Genomic DNA, 23,085 nt, shown 5'->3' on the forward strand with positions numbered 1-23,085 from the left:
ATGTCATTCAAGGCTGTTAAATCGTCTTAATAGAACCAACAAAAATGGCATGAGTTTTTTATTTAAATTCCGCATAATAAGCACATATTAAATCGTGAAATATGGTCTAGGATGGCGCAGCAAAACGCAGTACAGCAAACACCATTTTGGTATAACTTTTTATTGATCTGTCTCAAGCCCTTGTATCGTTGGAAAATAAAACAACGTGCAGAAAGTGATGCGCTGTATCAGCAAGAATGTGTGGAGCGTTTTGGTCCCTTCCAGCCACCAAAAAATTTAGCGGCCATTTGGTTTCATGTGGTTTCTGTCGGTGAAACCAATGCTGCACAGCCTTTGATTGAGCATTATTTAAAATTAGGTCATCCAGTACTGGTCACCAATACCACCAAGACAGGTCAAGCTCGAGCAAAATCACTTTTTTTAAAAGCTCCTTATCTTGATTTATTTCAGGCGGTTTATTTACCCGTTGATCAAAAGTCATTACTCAAACAGTTTTTTGAGTTATATCAACCAAAACTCTTGGCTTTGGTTGAAACTGAAATTTGGCCGAACTTAATTGCTGAAGCGCGACAACAACATATTCCTTGTATTTTGCTCAATGCGCGCCTTTCGGAAAAATCAGCCAAAGGTTATGGAAAAGTGAGTCGTTTAACTCGACCGATGTTACAACAGCTGACTTGGCTGTTGGCACAAGATAAAGCTACACAACAACGTTATATTGAGTTAGGTCTGGATCGGACAAAAAGTCAGGTCGTAGGAAATATAAAATTTGATATTACTGCTCCCCAGCAGTTTATCGAGCAAGCAGAACAAATAAAACAAGACTGGAATTTACTTGGGCGGCAAATTATCACTTTAGCCAGTACGCATGCCCCTGAGGAAGAAAATTTACTTAAACAATTACAGCAATATTTAAATTCAAATCCTTATTTACTTTGTATCGTTGTTCCTCGTCATCCAGAGCGTTTCGAGGAAGTCTATAAGGCATGCCAAAGTTTAAATTTAAATACGCAACGTCGTAGTCTTAAGCAAACGATTCAAGCAGATACACAAGTTTTTCTGGCTGATAGTATGGGCGAAATGTGGTTGTGGTATGCCTTGAGTCAAGCCTGCTTTGTAGGTGGATCATTGAATGAACCGGGTGGTGGGCATAATATTCTAGAGCCGATGGTTTTAGATGTCCCAACGGTGATTGGCCCCCGTTATTTTAATTTCCAAACGATCGTGGATGAGTTTGTTGCAGAGCGGGCGATTTTGATTGGCGAGAATGCTGAGCAGATTACGGCACAACTTCTCAATTGTTTGAATGATTCAACGCAACGTCAGCAGTTAATCGAACAGGCTCAAGTGGTGTTAAAGCGTAATCAGGGTTCGTTGCAAAAGCATATTCAATTACTTGATCATTATTTGAAGCAAACTGATTACTCATGAACATGGTTTTATTGGAGCCGCATCAAACGGCTAGTGCTGATCAATGGTTAATCGAAAACCCACGCCAATTAAAACATTTACAGCAACATCTGCAATTAAGTGTTGGCGACACATTGAAAATAGGTGTTCGCAATGAGCAGCGTTATTTAACAGAAGTGTTGTCTGTTTCAGAACAAAGAATCATTGTTAAACCGATTCGAGTTGAGGCAATTCCTGAAAAACTACCAGTCCATCTGATTTTGGCTTTACCTCGTCCTAAAGTGTTACGCCGTATGGTGATGGATGCTGTGACTTTGGGTGTGGAACGGATCAGTTTAATCCATAGTTATCGAGTGGATAAAAGCTATTGGCAAACACCGTTTTTGCAACAATTGGATGATTATGTGACGCTTGGCTTAGAACAAGCAGGCGATCCGATTGCTACTGAGATTCAATTGTATAAGCGGTTCAAGCCTTTTGTTGAAGATATCTTGCCTTGCTTTATCACGACTGAGGCTGCTGCATATGTCGCACATCCTTATGCTGAAACAGTTATGCCTCATGCGATTCAACATCGATGTAGTGTGATCGTTGGACCTGAGGGAGGATTCATTCCATATGAGATTGAATTGATGCAAAAAAATGGTTGCCAAGCAGTATGCTTAGGCAACCGAATCTTGCGAACAGAAACAGCAGTAGCACATATTTTAGGACGGCTGTTTATCTGAAGGCTGCATCACTGTTGGCAATTGTGCGGCTTGATTTGCCTGAACTTTGAGTTCTTGGATTGGGTATGGAATATTAATGTCTTGAGCATTAAATGCTTGTTTTACTTGAGCTTGGATTGAGCTTGTCGATGATAAAATATCGGTTTCTGTGGTATCAATCCACCAACGAACAGTTAAGTTGACTGAGAAGTCTGCCAGTGCTGTTACATTGACTGAAAATTTTGGTTGGCTTAACACATTACGGTCATTGTTTAGAATGTCCAAGACAATTTGTTTCGCTTTCTGTTCATCATCATCATAACCAATGCCAACGACAAACTCACAGCGGCGTTGTTGATAAGCCGTATTTACCGTTACGGCACTGGTATAAACAGTCGCATTTGGAATCACAATTCGACGACCATCGTAAGAGCGTAAGAAGGTGGCGCGAATTTGAATATCCTCTACAGTACCTTCCATGCCATTGACGATGATGGCATCCCCTATGCGAAATGGTTCACCCAATAAGATGAGTACGCCAGAAAGTAAGTTCTGAAAAATATCCTTAAACGCAAAACCAATCGCGACTGAGCCGATCCCTAAGGCTCCAATGAGCTGGCTCGGTGTAAACCCAGGAATGGCGATCACCAACGCAATCAAGAAGCCAAAAAATAGTATGAAGGTACTACCGACTCGATGTAATACTAGAACCAAGTTTTGTCTTGCATAAGAACGATTGCTGAGTGTTTTATTCACAAAAACTTTGAATAGTTTTGTGAGCAGCCAAAAAATCACAAAAACAATAATCGCAAGACCGATATAGGGGATACGATCCCAAAATGCATAGATCATTTTATCGATAGTACTGTACGCATCTTGATATTTTTCTGTATGTGCCAAGACCGTTTCAGTCGTTTTGCTACCAGCTTGCTGGATTAAAATGCCTGTATCTTTGGCGACACTTGTCAAGGTGATTTGTTCGTTTGCCAAGTTGAAGTCTCTATTTTATGGTGAGAAGGAATCAGGTGCGTCATCATAATCAATTTACAATCGGCACGCATGAGAAATTCGTTCACAACTTTATGGTTTTATTTTATAACGAATAGAGCATGATCGTTTATGATGATTGTTGGAAGTTTTGTTGTCAAAAAATAAACAATTTTATTGGCTTATTTTTTTATACTTTGGTCGGTTGATTGATGGTCAATGATCAAAACAATGATCCTTTTTGAAAATAAAAAACATCGACAAGCAGTTAATATTTAATTATTTTTAGGAACTTTAGGTCGTTGAGTAAGCATAAGTAACCAACTCCTACGACCAAAGCCGCATTGTTTACCTTTATAGATGATCGCCATACTGCAAGTGAGCACAGACATACCAAAAAAATAGATGAGTACATCTAAGGTATGAGATAAAAGACCAAGGAAGTAAGTTATGAAAGAAATCTACCCAGTGCCTGAAAAATTTAAAGAAACGGCAAGGATCTCGGAAGCAGACTATTTCAATCGTTATCAATATTCAATTGAGCAGCCTGAGGCATTTTGGGCAGAAGAAGCACAAAATATTGATTGGATTAAACCTTTTACTCAGGTCAAAAATACTAATTTTGACCCAGCAAATTTTAAAATCGAATGGTTTGCCGATGGTGAACTAAACGTATCAGCAAATTGCTTAGACCGTCATTTAAAAGATAATGCATTAAAGCCAGCGATCATTTGGGAAGGTGACCATCCTTCACGTCACAAGATCATCTCGTTTGCTGAGTTGCATGATGAGGTTTGTCGTTTTGCAAATGTATTAAAGAAACAGGGTATTAGCAAAGGCGACCGCGTTGTTTTATATATGCCAATGGTCCCTGAAGCAGCAATTGCGATGTTGGCTTGTGCCCGCATTGGTGCTGTACATTGTGTGGTTTTTGGCGGATTTTCACCTGATTCACTGGCAAGCCGTATTGAAGACAGTCAAGCAAAATTAGTCATTACTGCGGATGCTGGCATGCGTGGTGGTAAGTTAATTCCATTGAAAGAAAATGTGGATGCCGCTTTAGAAATTCAGGGTACGGAAAGTGTAGAACATGTGATTGTGGTTCACCGTACAGGCAACCCGATCCAATTCAATGAAGCACGTGATTTATGGTATCACCTCGAAATCATGGAAGTTGACGAGCATTGTCCACCTGAACCAATGAAGGCAGAGGATCCGTTATTTATTCTCTATACATCAGGTTCAACAGGTAAGCCGAAGGGTGTGTTACATACAACGGGTGGTTATCTGGTCTATGTCAACACCACATTTAGAGAGGTTTTTGATCTCAAAGAAGATGATGTGTATTGGTGTACAGCAGATGTTGGCTGGATTACAGGACACAGCTATTTATTGTATGGTCCACTTTGTAATGCAACCACCACGGTCATGTTTGAGGGGATTCCTCAATACCCAACATGGGCGCGTATTGGTCATGTGATTGATAAGCATAATGTCACGATTTTATATACAGCACCAACTGCCATCCGTGCCATGATGCGTGAGGGCGATGCTTATGTTCGTGAGAGTGATCGTAGTAGCTTACGTTTACTCGGTTCAGTCGGTGAGCCAATTAACCCTGAAGCATGGAACTGGTATCACGAAGTGGTTGGTGAAGGACGCTGCCCGATTGTCGATACATGGTGGCAGACGGAAACAGGTGGTATTTTGATTTCACCGTTACCGGGCGCAACCGCTTTAAAACCGGGTTCGGCAACACGTCCAATGTTTGGTGTACAACCTGCATTGGTTGATGGGGAAGGTAACCCACTTGAAGGTGCGAATGAAGGGAACCTAGTGATCAAGGATTCTTGGCCGGGTCAAATGCGCACGATTTGGGGTGATCCACAGCGCTTTATTGAAGCCTATTTTTCAACTTTCAAGAACTGTTATTTCACTGGCGATGGTGCACGTCGTGATGAAGACGGATACTATTGGATCACAGGTCGTGTTGATGATGTACTCAATGTCTCAGGACATCGTCTAGGGACTGCTGAAATTGAAAGTGCATTGGTTGCCCATGAAGCGGTTGCAGAAGCTGCTGTTGTTGGTATGCCACATGACATTAAGGGGCAGGGAATTTGTACCTTTGTGACCTTACAAGCAGATGTGTCAGAGTCTGAAGAGTTGCGTAAGGAGTTGGTCAATTGGGTACGTAAAGTTCTTGGACCAGTGGCAACACCAGATGCCTTGCATTGGGCACCTGCTTTACCAAAAACACGCTCAGGTAAAATCATGCGCCGTATCTTGAGAAAGATTGCAGCAAATGAACTGGACAGCTTAGGTGATACTTCAACGCTTGCTGAGCCAGCAGTGGTAGATGCGTTAATCGCAACGGTTTACCCAGAAGTGAGTAGTGCAGAAGGTTAAACTTAAAAAGCCCCCAAGCCGAGTCTTGGGGGTAATTTTGCGCCTTTATCTTTATTTTTCTTCTTATTCAAAAATGAAGGAAACTCAAGCTGATTTTGCAGTGACTTGAGACAATTGTTGTTGTTCTAATTGCCGTACCAGCGGTAATACTTTTTCACCAAAATATTCCACCTCCTCAATAAAATGTAGAAAACCTGACAGGATCAGATCTACACCGACCTGTTTTAAAGCTACAATTCGTTCCGCAATTTGCTGTGGTGTACCAATCAAATTGGTTTTAAAGCCATCATTGTATTGCACAAGATCATCAAAGCTTGATTTAGCCCAATTTCCTTCTTGTTCTGGCGCTGCAGCCCCTGCTTCACGTGTTGCATCACCAAAGGCATTGACTGCCTCTACATTTGCCTTAGCGATGATTTCATTTAGCACAGCATGAGCTTCTTGCTCTGTATCTCGGGCGATAATAAAAGCATTCACTCCGATTTTCACTTGGCGATTTTCGAGTTTTGCTTTGGCACGTACATCATCGATTTGCTTTTTGATCTCTGCGACGCTATTGCCATTGGTAAAATACCAATCTGAGACACGCGCTGCCATATCACGAGCTGCGCGGGAGCTGCCGCCTTGAAAGACCTCAATATAAGGTTTTTGCAAAGGTTTTGGTTTTAGCGTGTAGTTGTGAAACTGGTAGTATTTACCTTCAAAGCTATAATTGTCTGTAGTCCAAATACCTTTGAGTGTCCGAATAAACTCTTCAGAGCGAACATAACGTTGATCATGCTCAGGCCAAGGCTCACCGATTGCATCAAACTCTCCACGAAACCAACCACTCACGACATTGATTGCGATGCGACCTTGAGTTAAATAGTCAATGGTCGCGAGTTGCTTCGCTGCAAGTGCAGGTTTCCAAGGACCCGGCAGAATTGCTGCGATGACTTTGAGTTTCTCTGTTTTTGCCAACAAAGCATGACTAAAGCTCACCGATTCATGTTGATTTTCTGCACCATAGCCCGCGGTAAAACGGATTTGGGTGAGCGCGTATTCAAACCCATTTTTTTCTGCGGTTTGTGCTAAACGGATATTGTAGTCATAGCTCCAATCAGTGCGTTGTTCGATGTTACTGACCACAAGTCCGCCACTGACATTGGGAACCCAATACGCAAATTTAATTGCAGATGAAATAGTCATTTTTTACCCTCTAAATAGTCTTCTAAGCGACGTGGGTTAAATTTTTTGTAGGTTTGGGGTGTAAGCGAGATTCCGCGGCATCGAGGTCTGGAACAGCTGCTGATGGTAAAACCTCTGCTTGTTCAATTTGCTTGTTGATCCCCAAGTTCTGATTGGCCTGCTCAGTTTTGGCTTTGATGACTGCTGCGCGTTGTCCCTTGGCAGGCGCCCATTCCAGAATAGGTAAGGCACGGGCAACGGCTAAGGTGATGCGATCAGACAATTGCTCACTATTGACGGTGTACGCTGGCGTGAAATCACGATCTGTCGCGTATACACCGATCGGTAAGGTTTGCGCTTGGAAAAAGCTAAACAAAGGGCGTAGTTGATGCTCGAGTACCAAAGCATGGCGGTCGCTACCACCCGAAGCAGCCAATAGTACAGGAACATCAACTAAGGCAGTTTGTTCAACGAAATCAAAAAAGTGTTTAAATAGCCCTGTAAACGAAGCACGATAAACAGGTGTTCCAACAATTAATGCATCTGCAGCCTCTACCGCAGCCAAATCATCTTGTACACGTTGTGGTAATTGGTTGCGATAGATTGCACCACCCAATAAAGGTCCGATTTCACTGAGTTTTACAAAATGGACTTTGATCTGCGTTGCTTCTGCAAGCTCATCAAGAATTGCTTGAACGAGACTTTCTGTTTTTGATGGACTATTCAAGCCACCTGAAACGGCAACGATGTTGAGCGGAGTAGAAACAGTATTACGATTGGACATAGACATTGCCTAAATAAAAGTTCATTACGAATGGCTTTTATTTATCTACGTCTGATGTCGTGCTGTAAAATAAGGAAATGCTGCAAGCTTATCTGATTTAAAGATATATCGCCTAAGCATACAAAATCGTAAATTTACGATGATTTAATTTTATGTTTCTATTCAAAATTTTTAAGATCGAACCATCATCGTGATGATTTATACAAATATATGATTTATTTTACTGGAAAAAGAAAGAAAAAATGTCAGAGTGCTTGACCAATGGTTTATTTAAAAATAGGCTTAGATAGGTTAATTTTAATAAACACCGTACAGTGACGTACTAAAACAGCAGATTGCTTATAGCGCTTATGAATATTTTAATTGTAGATGATCACCCTCTCTTTAGACACGCTTTAATTCAAGCGGTGCGTTACAGTTTGCCACAAGCGCAGATTCAAGAAACGGCTGATGTAGATGAGTTCTATAAGCGTTTAGAGCATGGTGCTGAACCTGATTTAGTTTTGCTTGATTTAAACCTTCCTGGTGCATCGGGTTTTTCTGCTCTAGTTTATGTGCGAGCACAATATCCGGCGATTCCAATTATTGTGGTCTCAGCGCATGAAGAGGTTTCAATTATTCAACGTGCCATTGCTCATGGGGCAATGGGATATATCCCCAAATCATCTCATCCAAGCCATATTGGTGAAGCCATCAAGCATGTTCTAGATGGCGAAATCTGGCTACCACCAAATTTACCGACACATGCGAGCTTTGACCCAAGAGCAGCAGATGAAACTGCTTTGGCAGAACGCTTGCAGTCCTTAACGCCACAGCAATTTCGCGTACTCATGATGGTTGCTGAAGGCTTATTAAATAAACAAATTGCTTATGAACTTGATGTCTCTGAGGCAACAATTAAAGCACATGTGACGGCAATTTTCCGTAAATTGGGCGTGCAGAATCGTACTCAAGCCGTTTTAGCGATCAGTGCGTTAAATATTGATGAGAAGAAAATTTCCTGATTTTATTTTTCAGTTATTATCGATTTATTCTGCAAATCGTTGCATAAAAAAACCAGTTCAAAAGAACTGGTTTTTTTATTATGAATCATGTGTTCTATAGGAAGAACCAAAATCCAAAATTAGAAACGGAACTTCGCGTTTAAGCCGATAGTTTGCGTATCTAAGTTTACAGTTTCAGCATCTTCATCTAGGAAGCTTTTCGCATTTGCATTTACGTAGCTTGCACCAACAGCAATCGCTGGAGTGATGAAGTAATTTACATTTGCACCCCAAGCTGATTTGATTGGAGAGAATTTGTCATTTGCTTGGTTAGAGCTTGCACTTACTTCTGCATAAGAAGCACCAACGCTTAACTTAGGTGTTACATAGAAGTCAGTTTTTAATTCATAAGCGGTTGTATCGCCATAAACAAGACCTGCTTCGAAACCTACAGCCATGTTTGTACCGTCGATGTTACCAACGTATTTAGTACGCGCAGTGATTGCGTCTTGGTCTTCACCAATAACTAATGGTTGAGCAAATGATTTAGCAATACCACTAGAAAGTACGCTGTTAGCATCTAAAGCAAATTGGTCAGCAATGTTAGTATAACCAACAGCAACTAAGAAATTAGGTGCAAGCATTGTACCTACTTCTAATGCGAAGCGGTCGCCATTGTCTCGCTCATCATCACTTTTAGATTTAGTGTGGCTATAAGATGCGCTTGTATATACTGGTAGGTAAGGTGTTGGAATATAAGCTTCACCTTTAGCACCATAAGATTGGGTTTTAGATGTTACAACTTCATCGCCGCTTAATTTTGCAAAGCTATATGCTGCAGAAACATTAGAAGCTTGGTTTAAGAACGCAGCTTCAGCTAAAGGACCTTTAGAAGTGTCTACATCTTTGAAGTAATAAGTTGCTTGACCAGCACCAGTGAAGTCTTTGTCATTTGCATCAGTTGCGTTGATGAATTCAGATTGACCTTGAACTTCTACTTGGTAAGCGTTAGCACCGGTCATGGCTAATAATAAAGCAGTGGCTAAACCGAGTTTTTTCATAATAATTTCCAGCTTTAACAGTGATTGAGTTAAGTTGGGAGTCATTGTATTGTAACAAAGTATGTTGTCAATGTCATAAATCGAATTACTCGACCAAGGGTAAGATCTTAATAAAGAGCTGTTTAAAAATCAGACAAAAGCATCATTTCTTGTCAACCTGAAAGAAAGTATATAACTAACAGTTAGATATGGTGGGTTTGTCATGAAAATGTGCACTTCGTATACCTTAGTAATGCTGTATTGTTGATTGGTTAAATCGATTGTTTTGATCGTTTTTTTCACTTAATATTGGTTGAACATTGTCATAAACTTGCCATGAAAAATGTGTTTTTGGTGTGGATTTTTTACAATTATGCGATGAATGTGGCAAAAAAATAACGAGTATTTTGTTTGAAAAATGCTCTTTATTTGAGGGTAAAAAACAAAAAGTAATAGTTTTTAATTTGATAAACCGATTATAAATTGAAAAGTAATTTGTTTAATTCACTTTACATTATGAGGCATAGTTCACATAATGCGTATCAAGAGATATGTAATTTGCATTTTACGATCTCCTAACATTTTCCTTGTGTATTTTTAAGTTTACTAGCTCGGCTTTCCCCAAGGTCGAGCTTTTTTTTATTTGCTTAAAGTAGAAGATTTAGATCAAGAAATATGACAAAGCAATTTGTATAAAAGATCTATAGTAACGATTAAATTCCGATAATTTTAAATACAGACAATGAAGCAATCAAAATTATTTATCTTTACTGCGCTTATTGGTATTGGATTTGCCAATGTCGCTTGCCAACACTTTCATGTTCCAATGCAATCGAGTGGCGTTGAACATAGTCAAGAAGCGAAGATTGCCTCCTTATTTCAGAATGTTCAAACGACAGGCGTTCTGATTACCTTTGATGGGCAGAAGTTCAAAGCATACGGCAATGATTTGAATCGTGCCAATACTGCATATATTCCAGCGTCAACTTTCAAAATATTAAATGCTTTGATTGGCATTGAACATGATAAGACCTCACCAAATGAAGTATTTAAGTGGGACGGTCAGAAACGTGCTTTTGAAAGTTGGGAAAAAGATCTGACTTTAGCTGAAGCCATGCAAGCTTCCGCTGTACCTGTTTATCAAGCGCTTGCCCAGAGAATTGGATTGGATTTGATGGCAAAAGAAGTCAAAAGCGTCGGGTTTGGAAATATGGAAATTGGGACACAAGTTGATAATTTTTGGCTCATTGGACCATTAAAAATTACGCCAATCGAAGAAGCCCAATTTGCTTACAGTCTTGCAAAGCAGGAACTCCCGTTTAAACAAACAACTCAAAAGCAAGTGATCGATATGTTGCTGGTGGATGAAATACGGGGAACTAAAATTTACGCCAAAAGTGGTTGGGGAATGGATATTACCCCGCAAGTAGGATGGTGGACTGGATGGATTGAAGATCCGAACGGAAAAGTGATCGCTTTTTCTCTCAATATGGAAATGAATCAATCTGCACATGCAGCCGCACGTAAAGAAATTGTTTATCAAGCATTAACCCAATTGAATCTATTAAAGTGAGTAAGGTTCTGGTCTTTGAGCAAAAAAAAGCCCAATCTCTTAGCATGAGTTGGGCTGATAAATAGGATGTTTATACTTGGGGGAGAAAACATCCTAGAGGGTAATTTGTATTTAGTCAGTCATTCATATGGCTTAATCAAAGTATGTGGTTTGACGATTGATTTGTAAAATTGATAATTTTTATTTTTACAATCTGTTTCGGCAATGATGTTGGTAGAGGTATATGATGTCGATCGCTTAAAGGTGTTGTGATTGTAAGAACATCGCTAAAATGTTTACTTGATTGTTAATTGATCAAAATGATTGGTGAGAAAGCAGGGTGTGTTCATGGGACGTGATTTAAAAAACTCAAAACTACGTTCTGAGCAAATTAGCCTTCGTTTGTTTTCATGTATGATTGTGATTATTTTATCGATCTTATATATCTCTATACCGCTGATTATTCGCAGCTATCAAGAATATATTGAAACCAAACAGGTATTAACAGAAACAACAAGTTTACGGGCTTTGGTGAAGACCGTGAATAAAATTTCTAGAGAACGTGCACCTGCCAATAAGGTAATGTCCAGTACACCAGATGAATTGGCGGTAAACCAAGCTGAATTACACGCTTTTAGACGTATTGTAGATTCTGAAATTGATCAAACGGTTACAATCTTGGAGCAAGGTGGCTTTCCGTCAATTGCTCAATCTTTACAAACGGATTTAAAGGCAGAGTTGGCTCAAGCACGAATTACTGTTGATGCTTATGCATTAATTCCACCTCATCAACGAACATCATTACAGTTTGATCAAGCGATTTTATCCATGTTTGCTGCATGGGATGAGGCACGTGAGCTTTTGAATAAGTTGATGATCCAGTCAAAAAGCAAGGACAGTAAAATTTCAAATTATTTTACGTCTATTTTGATTTTAACCGATATGCGAGATCAGGCGGGCCGTGTTGCTTCCAATATCATGGCACCAGTCACTTTTGATGAAAAAATCTCAGATGAAAATCTAGCTCGATCTTTACAAACGCAACATCAAACTTATTACTTATGGGCTTTGGTCGACACCATTCATTTAGAGCAATCTAAAACACCTGAATATAATCGGTTGCATCAACGAGTCAAAACTGAGTTTTTAGATCAGGGACTTCCTATAGTGACTCGATTGCTACTTCAGAGCAAAAATAATGAAGACTACTTCATTTCTGGAACGGAACTCACTGAGCAAATTGTAGATAAGTTCACAACAGTGATGGATTTACAAAACTATATTTTAGATTACAGTATTGAATTTGCTACAACTCAAAAAAAGCATGCACAACAACAGTTTCTTTTTACACTTGGTATTTCTAGTTTATCTTTATTAATCGCACTTTTTACCATGATCTATGCCAAGCAAAAAGTGTTTAGCCCATTAATCAAAGCACGAAATATGATTCTAGGATTATCCGATGTCAGCGATGAGCCTGTGAATCCAGCCAAATCTCGAAATGAATTCTATTCCTTATTTGAGGCGATAGATAAACTCAAAGTTATGCTGGGTCAACGGGATACGATGGAGTTGCAATTAAAGCAGATTGCAAATTCGGATCCGTTGACAGGGGTATCTAATCGCCTTGCACTAGATGAGTATCTTGATTTACTTCAATCTAAACCTGAGCTTCTTAGGCATTTAGGTGTGATTGTCATTGATATTGATAATTTTAAATTTGTGAATGATCAATATGGGCATATTGTTGGTGATCAGGTCATCAGTATGATTGCGGATCAGCTAAAGCACAATGTACGTGCATCAGATTTAATCGTCCGTTATGGTGGTGATGAATTTTTGGTGGTCATTGAAAATATTCAGTTAGATGCCGCAAAACAAATTGCGGAAAGTATTCGTTTGGAAATTTCTAATGCATCGATTGAGGTTTCAAGTTTGGGTGAGATCATTCAAGTTTCGGTGAGTATTGGTGTCGCAGTCGGTGCAGAAAGCTGGCTTGAACTGTTAGAAAATGCGGATCAATCGATGTTAAGGGCTAAGGCAAAAGGGAAGAATGTGGTAGAACATTAGTACTTTAGGATTTCAATCAAATTATCTTTTCGACATGGGTAAATGTATATCTTTTTAGTTTCTTTTTTGCGCTGTATGTTGGTAATGCCGATAAAGCAATTTTTCCATTTTTAGGATCACCATTTGATTCATGTAAGGACCAACTTAATATTTCTTTCTCTGATTGTGATAAACTTTCAGCATTAAATGAAATAGTATGGTCTAATGATTCGTCAAAAAATTTCCCTACATGGGTAATATTATTATAACGAGTAACATTACCTTGGATATTATCAATAATCTTATTTGATTTTTGTATCTCTACACTTTGTAGAGATTGTCTATTTAAATTGATACTACCTTCTTTTCTAGGGGAGGATATATTAATTCTAATATTTTCATCAGTACGGATTGGTCTATGAGCCTCAAATAATGGAGTTTCTAATGCAACTTCTAGATCATCAAAATAAGGCTCTATTCTCTCAATAATTTTTTTATTTGTAGTAGAGTAATCAATATTCATTACACGATTCCAAGTATATTTTATAGCCTCCCATAAAGCAGTTGCAGCTAGTCCTGAATAGATAGGGTTTTCATAAACAATAGAAATTAACTGTTCAAAACTACCTTGTTTTGATGTTTCTAAAAATATACGTCCCCCACTCATAGTATTTCCTTTTGTACGAATTTCTCCTTTATTAAGAAAAGCATGTGCCGTTATAGCTATTGCTTTTGAAAAACCTTGAAATGAGATAGATGCATCGTATAAATCTAAATGATGATTATCTGCATCACCATTTTCATATTTAAGTTTAATTTTAAGGATTTCTTTTTTAGGTTTATTGGTCATTTTAAAGTTTATGTTACAGAACTATAATATCTATATTTGTAACATAAACTTAGTTTTAACAAAAGATACTATTTCAACATCGGTTTTAAGAACTTACCTGTATGTGAGATTTCAACCTCAGCGACTTGCTCAGGTGTACCTTCTGCAATAATTTGACCACCTCCAGAACCACCTTCAGGGCCTAGATCAATCACCCAATCGGCAGTTTTGATCACATCCAGATTATGCTCAATCACCACAATGGTATTACCCTTATTACGTAGCTCATGCAAGATATCGAGTAACTTGGCAATATCATGGAAATGTAAACCTGTGGTTGGCTCATCTAGGATATATAAGGTTTTACCCGTATCACGTTTTGCTAACTCACGCGCTAATTTCACGCGTTGAGCCTCACCACCTGAAAGGGTTGTTGCGGCTTGACCCAAACGAATATAACCAAGACCCACTTGAGTCAGGGTTTCTAGACGACGATGAATCACAGGAATTGCACTAAAGAATTCCGCTGCATCTTCTACGGTCATTTCTAACACATCAGAGATATTTTTACCTTTATACCCCACTTCCAGCGTTTCACGATTATAACGCTTGCCGTGGCAGGCATCACAAGGCACATACATATCCGGCAGGAAGTGCATTGCAACCTTGATCATGCCATCGCCTTCACATGCCTCACAGCGTCCACCTTTTACGTTAAACGAGAAACGACCTGCGCTATAACCACGTGCTTTGGCCTCTGGCGTTTGCGCAAATAACTCACGAATCGGGGTAAATAAACCGGTATAGGTTGCTGGATTCGAACGTGGTGTACGGCCAATTGGACTTTGGTCAATATCGACCACTTTATCCAAGTGTTGCAAACCATCAATTGAATCAAACTTTTCTGCGGTAAGAGTGGTTGCACCATTGAGTTGAGTGGCTGCTAAAGGTAATAAAGTACGGTTAATTAAGGTTGACTTTCCTGAACCTGAAACGCCGGTGACACAGGTCATAATGCCTAAAGGAATGGTCAAATCGACATTTCTAAGATTATGTCCGCTTGCGCCTGAAAGCTTAATCACTTCATCAGGACGTGGTGATTGAGTACGTTGTTTCGGTACTGCAATTTTTAATTTGCCTGAAAGATATTGACCTGTAAGCGAGTCGGCATGGCTTGCCAATTCGTCATAGGTTCCTTCGGCGATGATCGCACCACCGTGAATCCCTGCACCAGGTCCGATATCAATAATATGGTCTGCAGCACGAATCGCATCTTCATCATGCTCAACGACCAGCACGGTATTGCCCAAATCACGTAAGCGAATCAGTGTTTGTAGTAGGCGATCATTATCACGTTGATGTAGACCAATCGATGGTTCGTCAAGCACATACATCACGCCCATCAAGCCTGCACCGATTTGCGAAGCGAGACGAATACGTTGTGCTTCACCGCCTGAAAGGGTTTCAGCTGAACGCGCCAAACTTAAATAATTGAGTCCAACACTCACCAAAAAGTGTAAACGCTCACGAATTTCTTTAAAGATTTTATCGGCGATTTCGCCTTTAGCCCCCTCAAGATTGAGGTCTTGATAATAACTTTCAGCATCACCAATCGACATCTTGGTAATTTCAGCAATGGTTTTGTCTTTGACGCGAACATGACGCGAGATTTCATTGAGACGAGAACCACCACAGGCATCACAAGCGGCATTAGATAAGTATTGAGCTAAGTCATCTCGAACATAATTCGATTCAGTCTCACGATAGCGGCGTTCCAAATGTGGCAAGATTCCTTCAAAAGGCTGCACACGGTTATGTTTACGACCACGTTCATCAATATAACTGAGGTCGATTTTTTCTTTGCCTGTACCTTGTAAGAATTTCTTTTGTGTCTCTTTATCCAGTTGATTCCACGGGGTATCGAGTGGAATATCGAAATGATCTGCGACTTTTTGAAGCATCGTATAGTAATACGGACGCTGTCTGTCCCAACCACGAATTGCACCTTGGCTGATCGATACTTCTGGGTTTGGGATAAGTTTGTCGGCGCTGAAATGACTACGCGTCCCTAAACCATCGCAGACAGGGCAAGCACCAAAAGGATTGTTAAATGAGAACAAACGAGGCTCGAGTTCAGCAACCGCACGGTCACATTCAGGACAAGAGTGTTTCGCTGAAAAGACACGTTCAGGATGTTCGCCATTCATCCACGATAAAATCGCAATATCGCCACCTAAACGTAAAGCCGTTTCAAAAGATTCAGCAATTCGATTGCCAAGATCATCACGTACTTTGAAACGGTCGACGACGACTTCGATGGTATGTTTTTTCTTTTTGTCTAATTCAGGTGGGGTATCAATATCAATGATTTCGCCATCGACACGTGCGCGTACAAAACCTTGGCTTTGTAGTTGCTCAAATAAGTTGCTGTATTCACCTTTACGTTCACGAACGACAGGTGCGAGCAACATCAGTGCTGTACCTTCTTCAAGCGATTTTACCGCATCGACCATTTCCGAAACGGTTTGCGCGACCATCGGCAAATCATGTTCAGGACAATAAGGTGTACCGACACGCGCATAGAGTAAGCGCAAATAGTCATAAATTTCGGTAATCGTTCCGACAGTTGAACGTGGGTTATGACTCGTCGATTTTTGTTCAATCGCAATTGCAGGAGATAAACCTTCGATTGAATCAACTTCAGGCTTTTCCATTTGCGAAAGGAATTGACGTGCATAGGCTGAAAGTGATTCAACATAGCGACGCTGACCTTCAGCATATAAGGTATCAAATGCTAAGGATGACTTTCCTGAGCCTGAAAGTCCCGTAATCACCACAAACTTGTCACGTGGAATATCGAGTGACACATTTTTTAAATTATGGGTACGTGCGCCTCGAATACGGATATGACTTTGACTCATAAATACATCTCAGTAATGTGGAAATTGAAATAGGGAGTGTAATCTTCATTCCTACTAGGATCTGTGAAGTTTCCTCAAACCCTCTATATAATAGCGATTTAAAATTGTTCAAGCTGTAACAAAACGATTTTAAGCGTCAGTTTGTGTCGGATAAATGATGTGCCTAATGTTTTAACATGAAATTTTTATATTGCCCAAGTGTTTATCTGTGAGTTTTACAGACCATTGAGTAAAAAAACTGTTCATTGCTGAGGATAAGATGTCACAAAAATTTAAGATGTTCAGCATTATGCTGGTGTTATTGGTCTTCGGTTATTTATTTGCTTCACCTTATTTAACGATTTATCAAATTCGTCAAGCGATTGAACAAGAGGATAGTGCAGCCTTGGCCAGTCATATTGATTTTCCAAGTGTACGCCAGAGTTTAAAAGATCAGGTCAATGCACAAATGTTGCAAGATATGCCTCAAGCGCCTTCTTCTGAGCGAGGACTCGCTGCATTCGGGGCAATTTTAGCTTCATCAATGCTGGATAAAGTAGTGGATGTTATGGTGTCACCACAAGGAGTGGCCATGCTCATGCAAGGTAAGCAGCTCAAAGACAGTTTGCCACTGCAAGCAAACTCAGACTTTCAAACACCTCCTTCATCTGAATCGACCTCTTCAACTCACGCTGAAAAAGCAAGCTATAAAGGTCGTTACCAGTCTTTCAATCAATTCGCTGTGGAAATTCAGCATCCACACAATCGTTTTCCGACCAAAATTATCTTGCAAAGAACGGGCTTGAGCTGGAAAGTCACACAAATCCAATTGCCGATCGAGCAAAATCGCTAGATCAGTGCTACATTCATCTCAATCATAGGATGAGCAGAATAAGGAATCGAAAAACATGCTAGCAAATATTTTAATTGCATTGATTGGTCTATTACATGTTTATATCTTAGTGTTGGAAATGTTCTTGTGGGATAAACCAGCAGGTTTGAAAGCATTTGGGAATACGCCTGAAAAAGCACAGCTCACCAAGGTACTGGCACAAAATCAGGGGCTTTATAATGGTTTCCTTGCCGCAGGTTTATTTTGGTCATTGTATGCACCTGACAGCTATGCATTGCCTTTGGCGAATTTCTTTTTAGCTTGTGTGTTGGTGGCTGGAATTTATGGTGGGTTGACTGCTAGTAAGAAGATTATCTATATCCAAGCGCTGCCAGCTTTGGTTGCTTTAATTGCGGTTAATTTTCTCTAAAAAACGCACAATATGGCAATTTAATTTATTTATTGCTGGATAGAATAAGCGTATGTGAGCGTTATTTTAAAATGTATATTGGGGGCTGAGAGATGTTCTCATCATTTCGATTTCATCGAAAAGTAAGGCATTTTATCATGTAGGTTTAATTTACGGTTAGCAGTTGTTTCAGCATTAAAAGATTAAGAGAAACTCTTAATCTTTTAAAAATGAGCTATCTTTATGACTATTCAATAATACGGGTTCTGAGCATACCTTCAACTAAATTGATCATCTTTTTTCTAGAAAGTATGCGGGGTAGTTGAGACATTAAATAATTGCTACACCCTACAACAATCGTTGGTTTATTTTTATCTAATGCAGCAACTGTTGCAGATACAACATCATCAACTGTCGAGCTTTTCATACCGCTGGTATTAGCCTTTGCCACCTGAGTAAAGTTTGTTTCGGTGTTACCAGGGCAAACAGCTAAAAATTTAACACCAGAAGATGCATATTCTCCTGCCAGTGCTTCTGTAAATTGCAACACATAAGATTTGGTTGCTCCATAAACAGCAATATAGGGGAGTGGTTGGAAAGCACCAGTAGATGAAATATTAATCATAAGGCCTTTTTTGTTTGCAAGCATCTGGGGCAAGAATAAATAGCATAAAGACGTTACGCTGCTGATATTAAGCGTTATCATTTCTTGATAGGTAGAAACGGGTTGATCTAAAAATTTAGTCCATTTTCCAAATCCTGCATTATTGATTAAAATCTCGACTGATAATTCCCTTGCTTGTATCTCATCGAATAGTATTTGGGTGGAGTTGGGTTGAGCTAAGTCTAAAACGATAACTTCAATATTTACGTTATATTTCTTTCTAAGTTCGTCAGCTAAATCATGCAACTTTTGCGCGGAGCGCGCAGTTAAAATTAAGTGAATCCCTAAAGACGCAAACTTTCGTGCATAGGCTTTGCCTATCCCTGAGGATGCTCCAGTAATTAAAGCTGTTGAATTTTTAAATTTAGTGAGATTAGCACTCATCTTATTGACCCGAAATAAAAGGAGTCATTACGATAAACCTTGACCCTAAGGGCAGAGTCAAGCGTTTATTTGGAAAGATATTTCTAGCTTTTAATACGCTATTTAAGCTGAAATCTTATTAGTGATATAAGTATGAGTAATCTCATCTTCAAGTTGCTTTAGTTTTTCTTGTAAACGGTTTAACTCTTCTTTCTGCTCAATAATTTGTTGATTCTTTTTTTGAATAAGTTGTTGTGCAACTTCGATAGGAAAGTGCTTGTTTTTATATTTTAAAGCTGAAAGATCATACAGCTCGGAAAGGCTAAATCCAACTGCTTGCGCGAGACGAATCATCTTGACTGATTGAACATCAATCGCTTCATAAATACGATAATTCCCCTTTCTTTTTGCCACAGGGAGCAAGCCTAATTTTTCATAATACCGAATGGCTTTAGGAGTAGCTCCAGTTAAAGATGCTAATTCGCCGATATACATATCTGTCTCGCATTTTATTCAAAATCGATCAGAGTATTGAACCATCTGACCGATTCTTTCGAAGTTTTAAATATGATCTAAACCTAACCATTGGCGTTGCTGATAAGCGCTGTCCCAAAACAACCATTCGAGTTTTGCGCCCATGGTATAGGCCGCATGCATCTTCGCTAAAGTATCTTGATCGCAACACGCGGCAACTTTATCCACGGTCGCAATCACATTCGCAACGGCGATATTAAATTCTTCACCTGCATAGGTATCAATCCATGCTTGGTAGGGGTTGTTGGCGACGGATTGATTGACAATATCCTTACCAACTTCGGCATAGATCCAAAAACAAGGCAGTAAGGCGGCCAAAACCACAGGATAACTTTCTGACCATGCAGTGGCGGTCAAGAAAGAGGTGTAATGATGGCAAGCCAATGTCAATGGTGTGCTTTCAAACTCGGTTTTGCTAATGTGAAATTCCTGCATAAAATCATTGTGCAAGCTACGTTCAACAATGATGGCAATCTTTGCAGCTTCGGAAAATTGAATCACATCATCGGCATCATAGGCTTTAGCTGCAGCGATTGCGAGTGCACGACCATACGCCAATAAATAATGCGCGTCCTGAATCACATAGTGGCAAAATGCTTTTGGATCTAATGTGCCCGCTGCTAGTTCTTGATTGAAGGGAAGAGCTAATATTTTTTTGTATAAATCGTGGTTTTGTTGCCAAAGCGCTTGTGAAAATGCCATGAAATGAGCCTGTAAAACGATAATAATAAATTTTATTCAAACTATAACAGAAGTCGATTTTATTCGGTTTGAATCTGCAAACAAGTTCAACAATCTTTTCTATCTTTCGTTCAAAACTCGCCTACAATAGACACATTTTTATGACCCAATAATTTTGTCTAAAAGGCAGCTCATGAAGCATTTCCGTTTTTCCATATTCTTCACCATTGTGTGTTTAGCACTGTCTGCTTATTGGGGTTATACCCATGGCCCAGAAGCTGGCATTTCAACCATGTTAAAGGCACTCACCATCACCGTCATTTTGGCGATTATGGAAGTTTCTTTGTCTTTTGATAATGCCGTGGTCAATGCATCTGTTCTCCGCAATTGGGATCACTTCTGGAAGATGTTGTTCCTCACCGTTGGTATTCTGGTTGCTGTATTCGGCATGCGTTTAATTTTCCCGATTTTGATCGTTGCTGTCACTGCTGATATGGGCATGATGGAAGTGGTGAAATTGGCGCTCAATGATCCGAAGTCCTATTCTGAACGTCTGATGGAGCACCATCCTGAGATCGCAGCCTTTGGTGGAACATTCTTACTCATGGTGTTTTTAAACTTCTTTTTTGATGATGAGAAAGAGACCCATTGGTTCCGTTGGATTGAATCCAAACTGGCGCATTTAGCCAGTGTGCCTGCCATGTCGGTTTTCATTGCGTTGGTGGCAATGTTAGTAATGGCTGCACATGTGGACGAAGCAAAGCGTTTGGTGGTGACTATGGCGGGTATCTGGGGCATCGTGGTATACATCGGTGTGAAAGTTCTCAGTCACTTATTGGGTGGAGAGCCTGAGGTGGATGAGGATGGCAATGCAGTGACACAGGGCGCAGATGGTGCAGCAAAGGGTGTGGTAAAAGCGGGTATTGGTGGTTTCTTGTACTTGGAAGTCCTCGATGCATCGTTCAGCTTTGATGGTGTGATTGGTGCATTTGCGATCACCAGTGATGTGGTCATTATTATGCTGGGTCTTGCAATTGGTGCAATGTTTGTCCGTTCGATGACCATTTATTTAGTCGAAAAAGGCACGTTGGATGCTTATATCTTCTTGGAGCATGGAGCGCATTATGCCATTGGTGCTTTAGCATTTATTATGATTGCAAGTGGTACAGGTTTACATGTACCAGAAGTTGTGACAGGTTTGATTGGTGTTGCCTTTATTGTTTGGGCGGTGATCGCTTCGATACAATATAGTAAGCGACAGCAGCAGCTTTCTTAAGTTTGAGTTCAGTTCAAACGATTAAGATCACGAGGGACGGCAACGTCCCTTTTTGTTTTTTGGTTATGTTTTTTTCAACGCTTTGTGAGCGGATGGCTTATAATCCGTTCAGCCAGTTTTAGTGTCTTAAAATGATGAATGCTTTAGAACGTCGTTCAACTTTTGCCTTAAGTAGCATTTTTGCCTTACGCATGTTGGGCCTGTTCATGATTATCCCTGTATTTGCAGTTGCAGGGCAGTCTTATCAATATGCAACGCCTGCATTGATTGGTTTGGCTGTCGGAGTATATGGGCTGACTCAGGCACTGTTACAGATTCCATTTAGTCTGCTTGCGGATCGCTTTAGTCGTAAGCCGTTAGTGGTTCTTGGGTTATTACTTTTTGCCTTAGGTGGGGCGATTGCGGCGATGTCTGAAACCATTTATGGTGTGATTATTGGTCGTGCGATCGCAGGGGCTGGGGCTGTTTCGGCTGTGGTGATGGCACTGTTGGCAGATGTTACGCGTGAAGAGCAACGAACCAAAGCCATGGCGATTATGGGCATGAGTATTGGTTTATCCTTTGTGGTTGCCTTTAGTTTAGGACCTTGGTTGACCAGTTTGGTGGGGATTTCAGGTTTATTCTGGGTGACCACCTTAATGGGCTTGATTGCAATTGTCATGCTCTTACTGGTTCCGAAAGTTACACGTCATCATCGCAATTTCCAGCAAGGTTATTTGCCTCAACTCAAACAAGTGATTCAGATGGCCGACCTGAATCGACTGCATATTTCTGTATTTGCCTTACATTTGCTATTAACCGCAATGTTTATCTATGCACCTTCGCAGCTGATTGAGTATGCCCAAATTCCATTATCACAACATGGCTGGGTCTATTTACCCTTGCTGCTGATTAGTCTGTTCTTTGCATTTCCAAGCATTATCGTGGCAGAGAAGTATCGTAAAATGCGCGGTATTTTTCTCTCCGCAATTGCAGGGATTATCGTTGGTTTATTTATTTTGATTTTTGGTTATGAGTCAAAATATGTATTACTCGCAGGTTTAGGAATCTTCTTTATTGCGTTTAATGTCATGGAAGCTTTGTTGCCTTCATGGCTGTCTAAATCAGCTCCCTTACAATCCAAAGCCACTGCTATGGGGATCAATGCCAGTGCCCAATTTTTAGGGGCATTTAGTGGTGGTATTTTGGGTGGTCAATTGATCATGTTACAGAATACTGCATTGGGTTGGAGTGTGCTTACGGTCATTGCTATACTATGGCTGTTCATTAGTTTTCGTCTTGCTCAGCCGCGTTATTTAACTTCGGTGGTATTTTCACTACCTGAAATTCAAGAAACGGATGAGTGGACTTCAAAACTCTTGGCAATTCGTGGTATTGAAGAAGTCGTGGTGATGCCTGATCAGCAAGTTGCTTATATTAAGGTCGATAAACAGTGTTTAGATGCTTCTGCGCGACAAGATTTAACGCACCTGTTGGGGAAAGAGCTAGCCATTTGAGCATAACTCTTAT

At 40.1% G+C, this 23,085-nt stretch carries 19 protein-coding genes; 10 read left to right on the plus strand and 9 right to left on the minus strand.

Going from position 1 to position 23,085, the window contains the following annotated elements; translation table 11 throughout:
• Positions 1 to 111: 111 nt before the first annotated feature.
• Both F2A31_RS00785 and F2A31_RS00790 read left to right on the plus strand, forming a co-directional pair.
• On the plus strand, positions 112 to 1,431 hold the full coding sequence (locus F2A31_RS00785; protein WP_150024773.1) for a 3-deoxy-D-manno-octulosonic acid transferase: 1,320 nt from the start codon (positions 112 to 114) through the stop codon (positions 1,429 to 1,431).
• Complete coding sequence (locus tag F2A31_RS00790) at positions 1,428 to 2,138, plus strand: 16S rRNA (uracil(1498)-N(3))-methyltransferase (RefSeq protein ID WP_150024774.1); 711 nt, start codon at positions 1,428 to 1,430, stop codon at positions 2,136 to 2,138. Before F2A31_RS00785 ends, F2A31_RS00790 begins: the two co-directional genes overlap by 4 nt.
• Here the strand turns inward: F2A31_RS00790 and F2A31_RS00795 are convergent.
• Entirely contained in the window at positions 2,118 to 3,107 is a 990-nt protein-coding gene (locus tag F2A31_RS00795; RefSeq protein ID WP_150024775.1) for a mechanosensitive ion channel family protein, read from the minus strand. The genes F2A31_RS00790 and F2A31_RS00795 overlap by 21 nt on opposite strands.
• Positions 3,108 to 3,554: 447 nt before the next feature.
• Between F2A31_RS00795 and acs the strand changes: the two genes are divergently transcribed.
• Entirely contained in the window at positions 3,555 to 5,513 is a 1,959-nt protein-coding gene (gene acs / locus F2A31_RS00800) for an acetate--CoA ligase (RefSeq protein ID WP_150024776.1), read from the plus strand.
• An 84-nt stretch (positions 5,514 to 5,597) separates the two neighbouring features.
• Here the strand turns inward: acs and sfnG are convergent, their stop codons facing one another.
• Both sfnG and msuE read right to left on the minus strand, forming a co-directional pair.
• Positions 5,598 to 6,701, minus strand: a complete 1,104-nt coding sequence (sfnG, locus tag F2A31_RS00805; protein ID WP_150024777.1) for a dimethylsulfone monooxygenase SfnG — start codon at positions 6,699 to 6,701, stop codon at positions 5,598 to 5,600.
• Positions 6,702 to 6,723: 22 nt separating this feature from the next.
• Positions 6,724 to 7,464, minus strand: coding sequence for an FMN reductase (msuE, locus tag F2A31_RS00810; RefSeq protein WP_004641499.1), 741 nt, complete (start codon positions 7,462 to 7,464; stop codon positions 6,724 to 6,726).
• Between the two features lie 350 nt (positions 7,465 to 7,814).
• Here msuE and F2A31_RS00815 point away from each other — a divergent pair, with 350 nt between their 5' ends.
• Positions 7,815 to 8,468, plus strand: a complete 654-nt coding sequence (locus tag F2A31_RS00815; RefSeq protein WP_075314441.1) for a response regulator — start codon at positions 7,815 to 7,817, stop codon at positions 8,466 to 8,468.
• A gap of 119 nt (positions 8,469 to 8,587) precedes the next feature.
• On the opposite strand, the gene omp33-36 is transcribed toward F2A31_RS00815, so the two are convergent.
• Complete coding sequence (gene omp33-36 / locus F2A31_RS00820) at positions 8,588 to 9,553, minus strand: porin Omp33-36 (protein WP_267285520.1); 966 nt, start codon at positions 9,551 to 9,553, stop codon at positions 8,588 to 8,590.
• Positions 9,554 to 10,229: 676 nt separating this feature from the next.
• Between omp33-36 and blaOXA the strand changes: the two genes are divergently transcribed.
• Both blaOXA and F2A31_RS00830 read left to right on the plus strand, forming a co-directional pair.
• Positions 10,230 to 11,060 (plus strand): class D beta-lactamase, encoded by an 831-nt coding sequence (gene blaOXA, locus F2A31_RS00825; RefSeq protein WP_150024779.1) that lies wholly within the window; start codon positions 10,230 to 10,232, stop codon positions 11,058 to 11,060.
• Positions 11,061 to 11,387: 327 nt separating this feature from the next.
• Entirely contained in the window at positions 11,388 to 13,109 is a 1,722-nt protein-coding gene (locus F2A31_RS00830) for a GGDEF domain-containing protein (protein ID WP_150024780.1), read from the plus strand.
• 16 nt (positions 13,110 to 13,125) lie between these two features.
• On the opposite strand, the gene F2A31_RS00835 is transcribed toward F2A31_RS00830, so the two are convergent.
• Complete coding sequence (locus F2A31_RS00835) at positions 13,126 to 13,938, minus strand: DUF7946 domain-containing protein (RefSeq protein WP_150024781.1); 813 nt, start codon at positions 13,936 to 13,938, stop codon at positions 13,126 to 13,128.
• A 68-nt stretch (positions 13,939 to 14,006) separates the two neighbouring features.
• On the minus strand, positions 14,007 to 16,838 hold the full coding sequence (gene uvrA, locus F2A31_RS00840) for an excinuclease ABC subunit UvrA (RefSeq protein WP_075314447.1): 2,832 nt from the start codon (positions 16,836 to 16,838) through the stop codon (positions 14,007 to 14,009).
• 259 nt (positions 16,839 to 17,097) lie between these two features.
• Between uvrA and F2A31_RS00845 the strand changes: the two genes are divergently transcribed.
• Positions 17,098 to 17,670, plus strand: coding sequence for a DUF2939 domain-containing protein (locus F2A31_RS00845; protein ID WP_150024782.1), 573 nt, complete (start codon positions 17,098 to 17,100; stop codon positions 17,668 to 17,670).
• Positions 17,671 to 17,725: 55 nt separating this feature from the next.
• On the plus strand, positions 17,726 to 18,079 hold the full coding sequence (locus F2A31_RS00850; RefSeq protein WP_150024783.1) for a DUF1304 domain-containing protein: 354 nt from the start codon (positions 17,726 to 17,728) through the stop codon (positions 18,077 to 18,079).
• 226 nt (positions 18,080 to 18,305) lie between these two features.
• Here the strand turns inward: F2A31_RS00850 and F2A31_RS00855 are convergent, their stop codons facing one another.
• The 3 genes from F2A31_RS00855 to tenA all read right to left on the minus strand — a co-directional run bounded on the left by F2A31_RS00855 (position 18,306) and on the right by tenA (position 20,321).
• Positions 18,306 to 19,106, minus strand: a complete 801-nt coding sequence (locus F2A31_RS00855; RefSeq protein WP_150024784.1) for an SDR family NAD(P)-dependent oxidoreductase — start codon at positions 19,104 to 19,106, stop codon at positions 18,306 to 18,308.
• Between the two features lie 102 nt (positions 19,107 to 19,208).
• Positions 19,209 to 19,580 (minus strand): MerR family transcriptional regulator, encoded by a 372-nt coding sequence (locus F2A31_RS00860; protein ID WP_150024785.1) that lies wholly within the window; start codon positions 19,578 to 19,580, stop codon positions 19,209 to 19,211.
• A gap of 66 nt (positions 19,581 to 19,646) precedes the next feature.
• On the minus strand, positions 19,647 to 20,321 hold the full coding sequence (gene tenA, locus F2A31_RS00865) for a thiaminase II (RefSeq protein WP_150024786.1): 675 nt from the start codon (positions 20,319 to 20,321) through the stop codon (positions 19,647 to 19,649).
• A 172-nt stretch (positions 20,322 to 20,493) separates the two neighbouring features.
• On the opposite strand from tenA, the gene F2A31_RS00870 reads away from it, so the two are divergent.
• Both F2A31_RS00870 and F2A31_RS00875 read left to right on the plus strand, forming a co-directional pair.
• Complete coding sequence (locus F2A31_RS00870) at positions 20,494 to 21,576, plus strand: DUF475 domain-containing protein (protein ID WP_113996552.1); 1,083 nt, start codon at positions 20,494 to 20,496, stop codon at positions 21,574 to 21,576.
• A 131-nt stretch (positions 21,577 to 21,707) separates the two neighbouring features.
• Positions 21,708 to 23,072, plus strand: a complete 1,365-nt coding sequence (locus F2A31_RS00875; RefSeq protein ID WP_150024787.1) for an MFS transporter — start codon at positions 21,708 to 21,710, stop codon at positions 23,070 to 23,072.
• Positions 23,073 to 23,085 lie beyond the last annotated feature (13 nt).

Source organism: Acinetobacter suaedae, from assembly GCF_008630915.1.
GTDB classification, from domain to species: domain Bacteria; phylum Pseudomonadota; class Gammaproteobacteria; order Pseudomonadales; family Moraxellaceae; genus Acinetobacter; species Acinetobacter suaedae.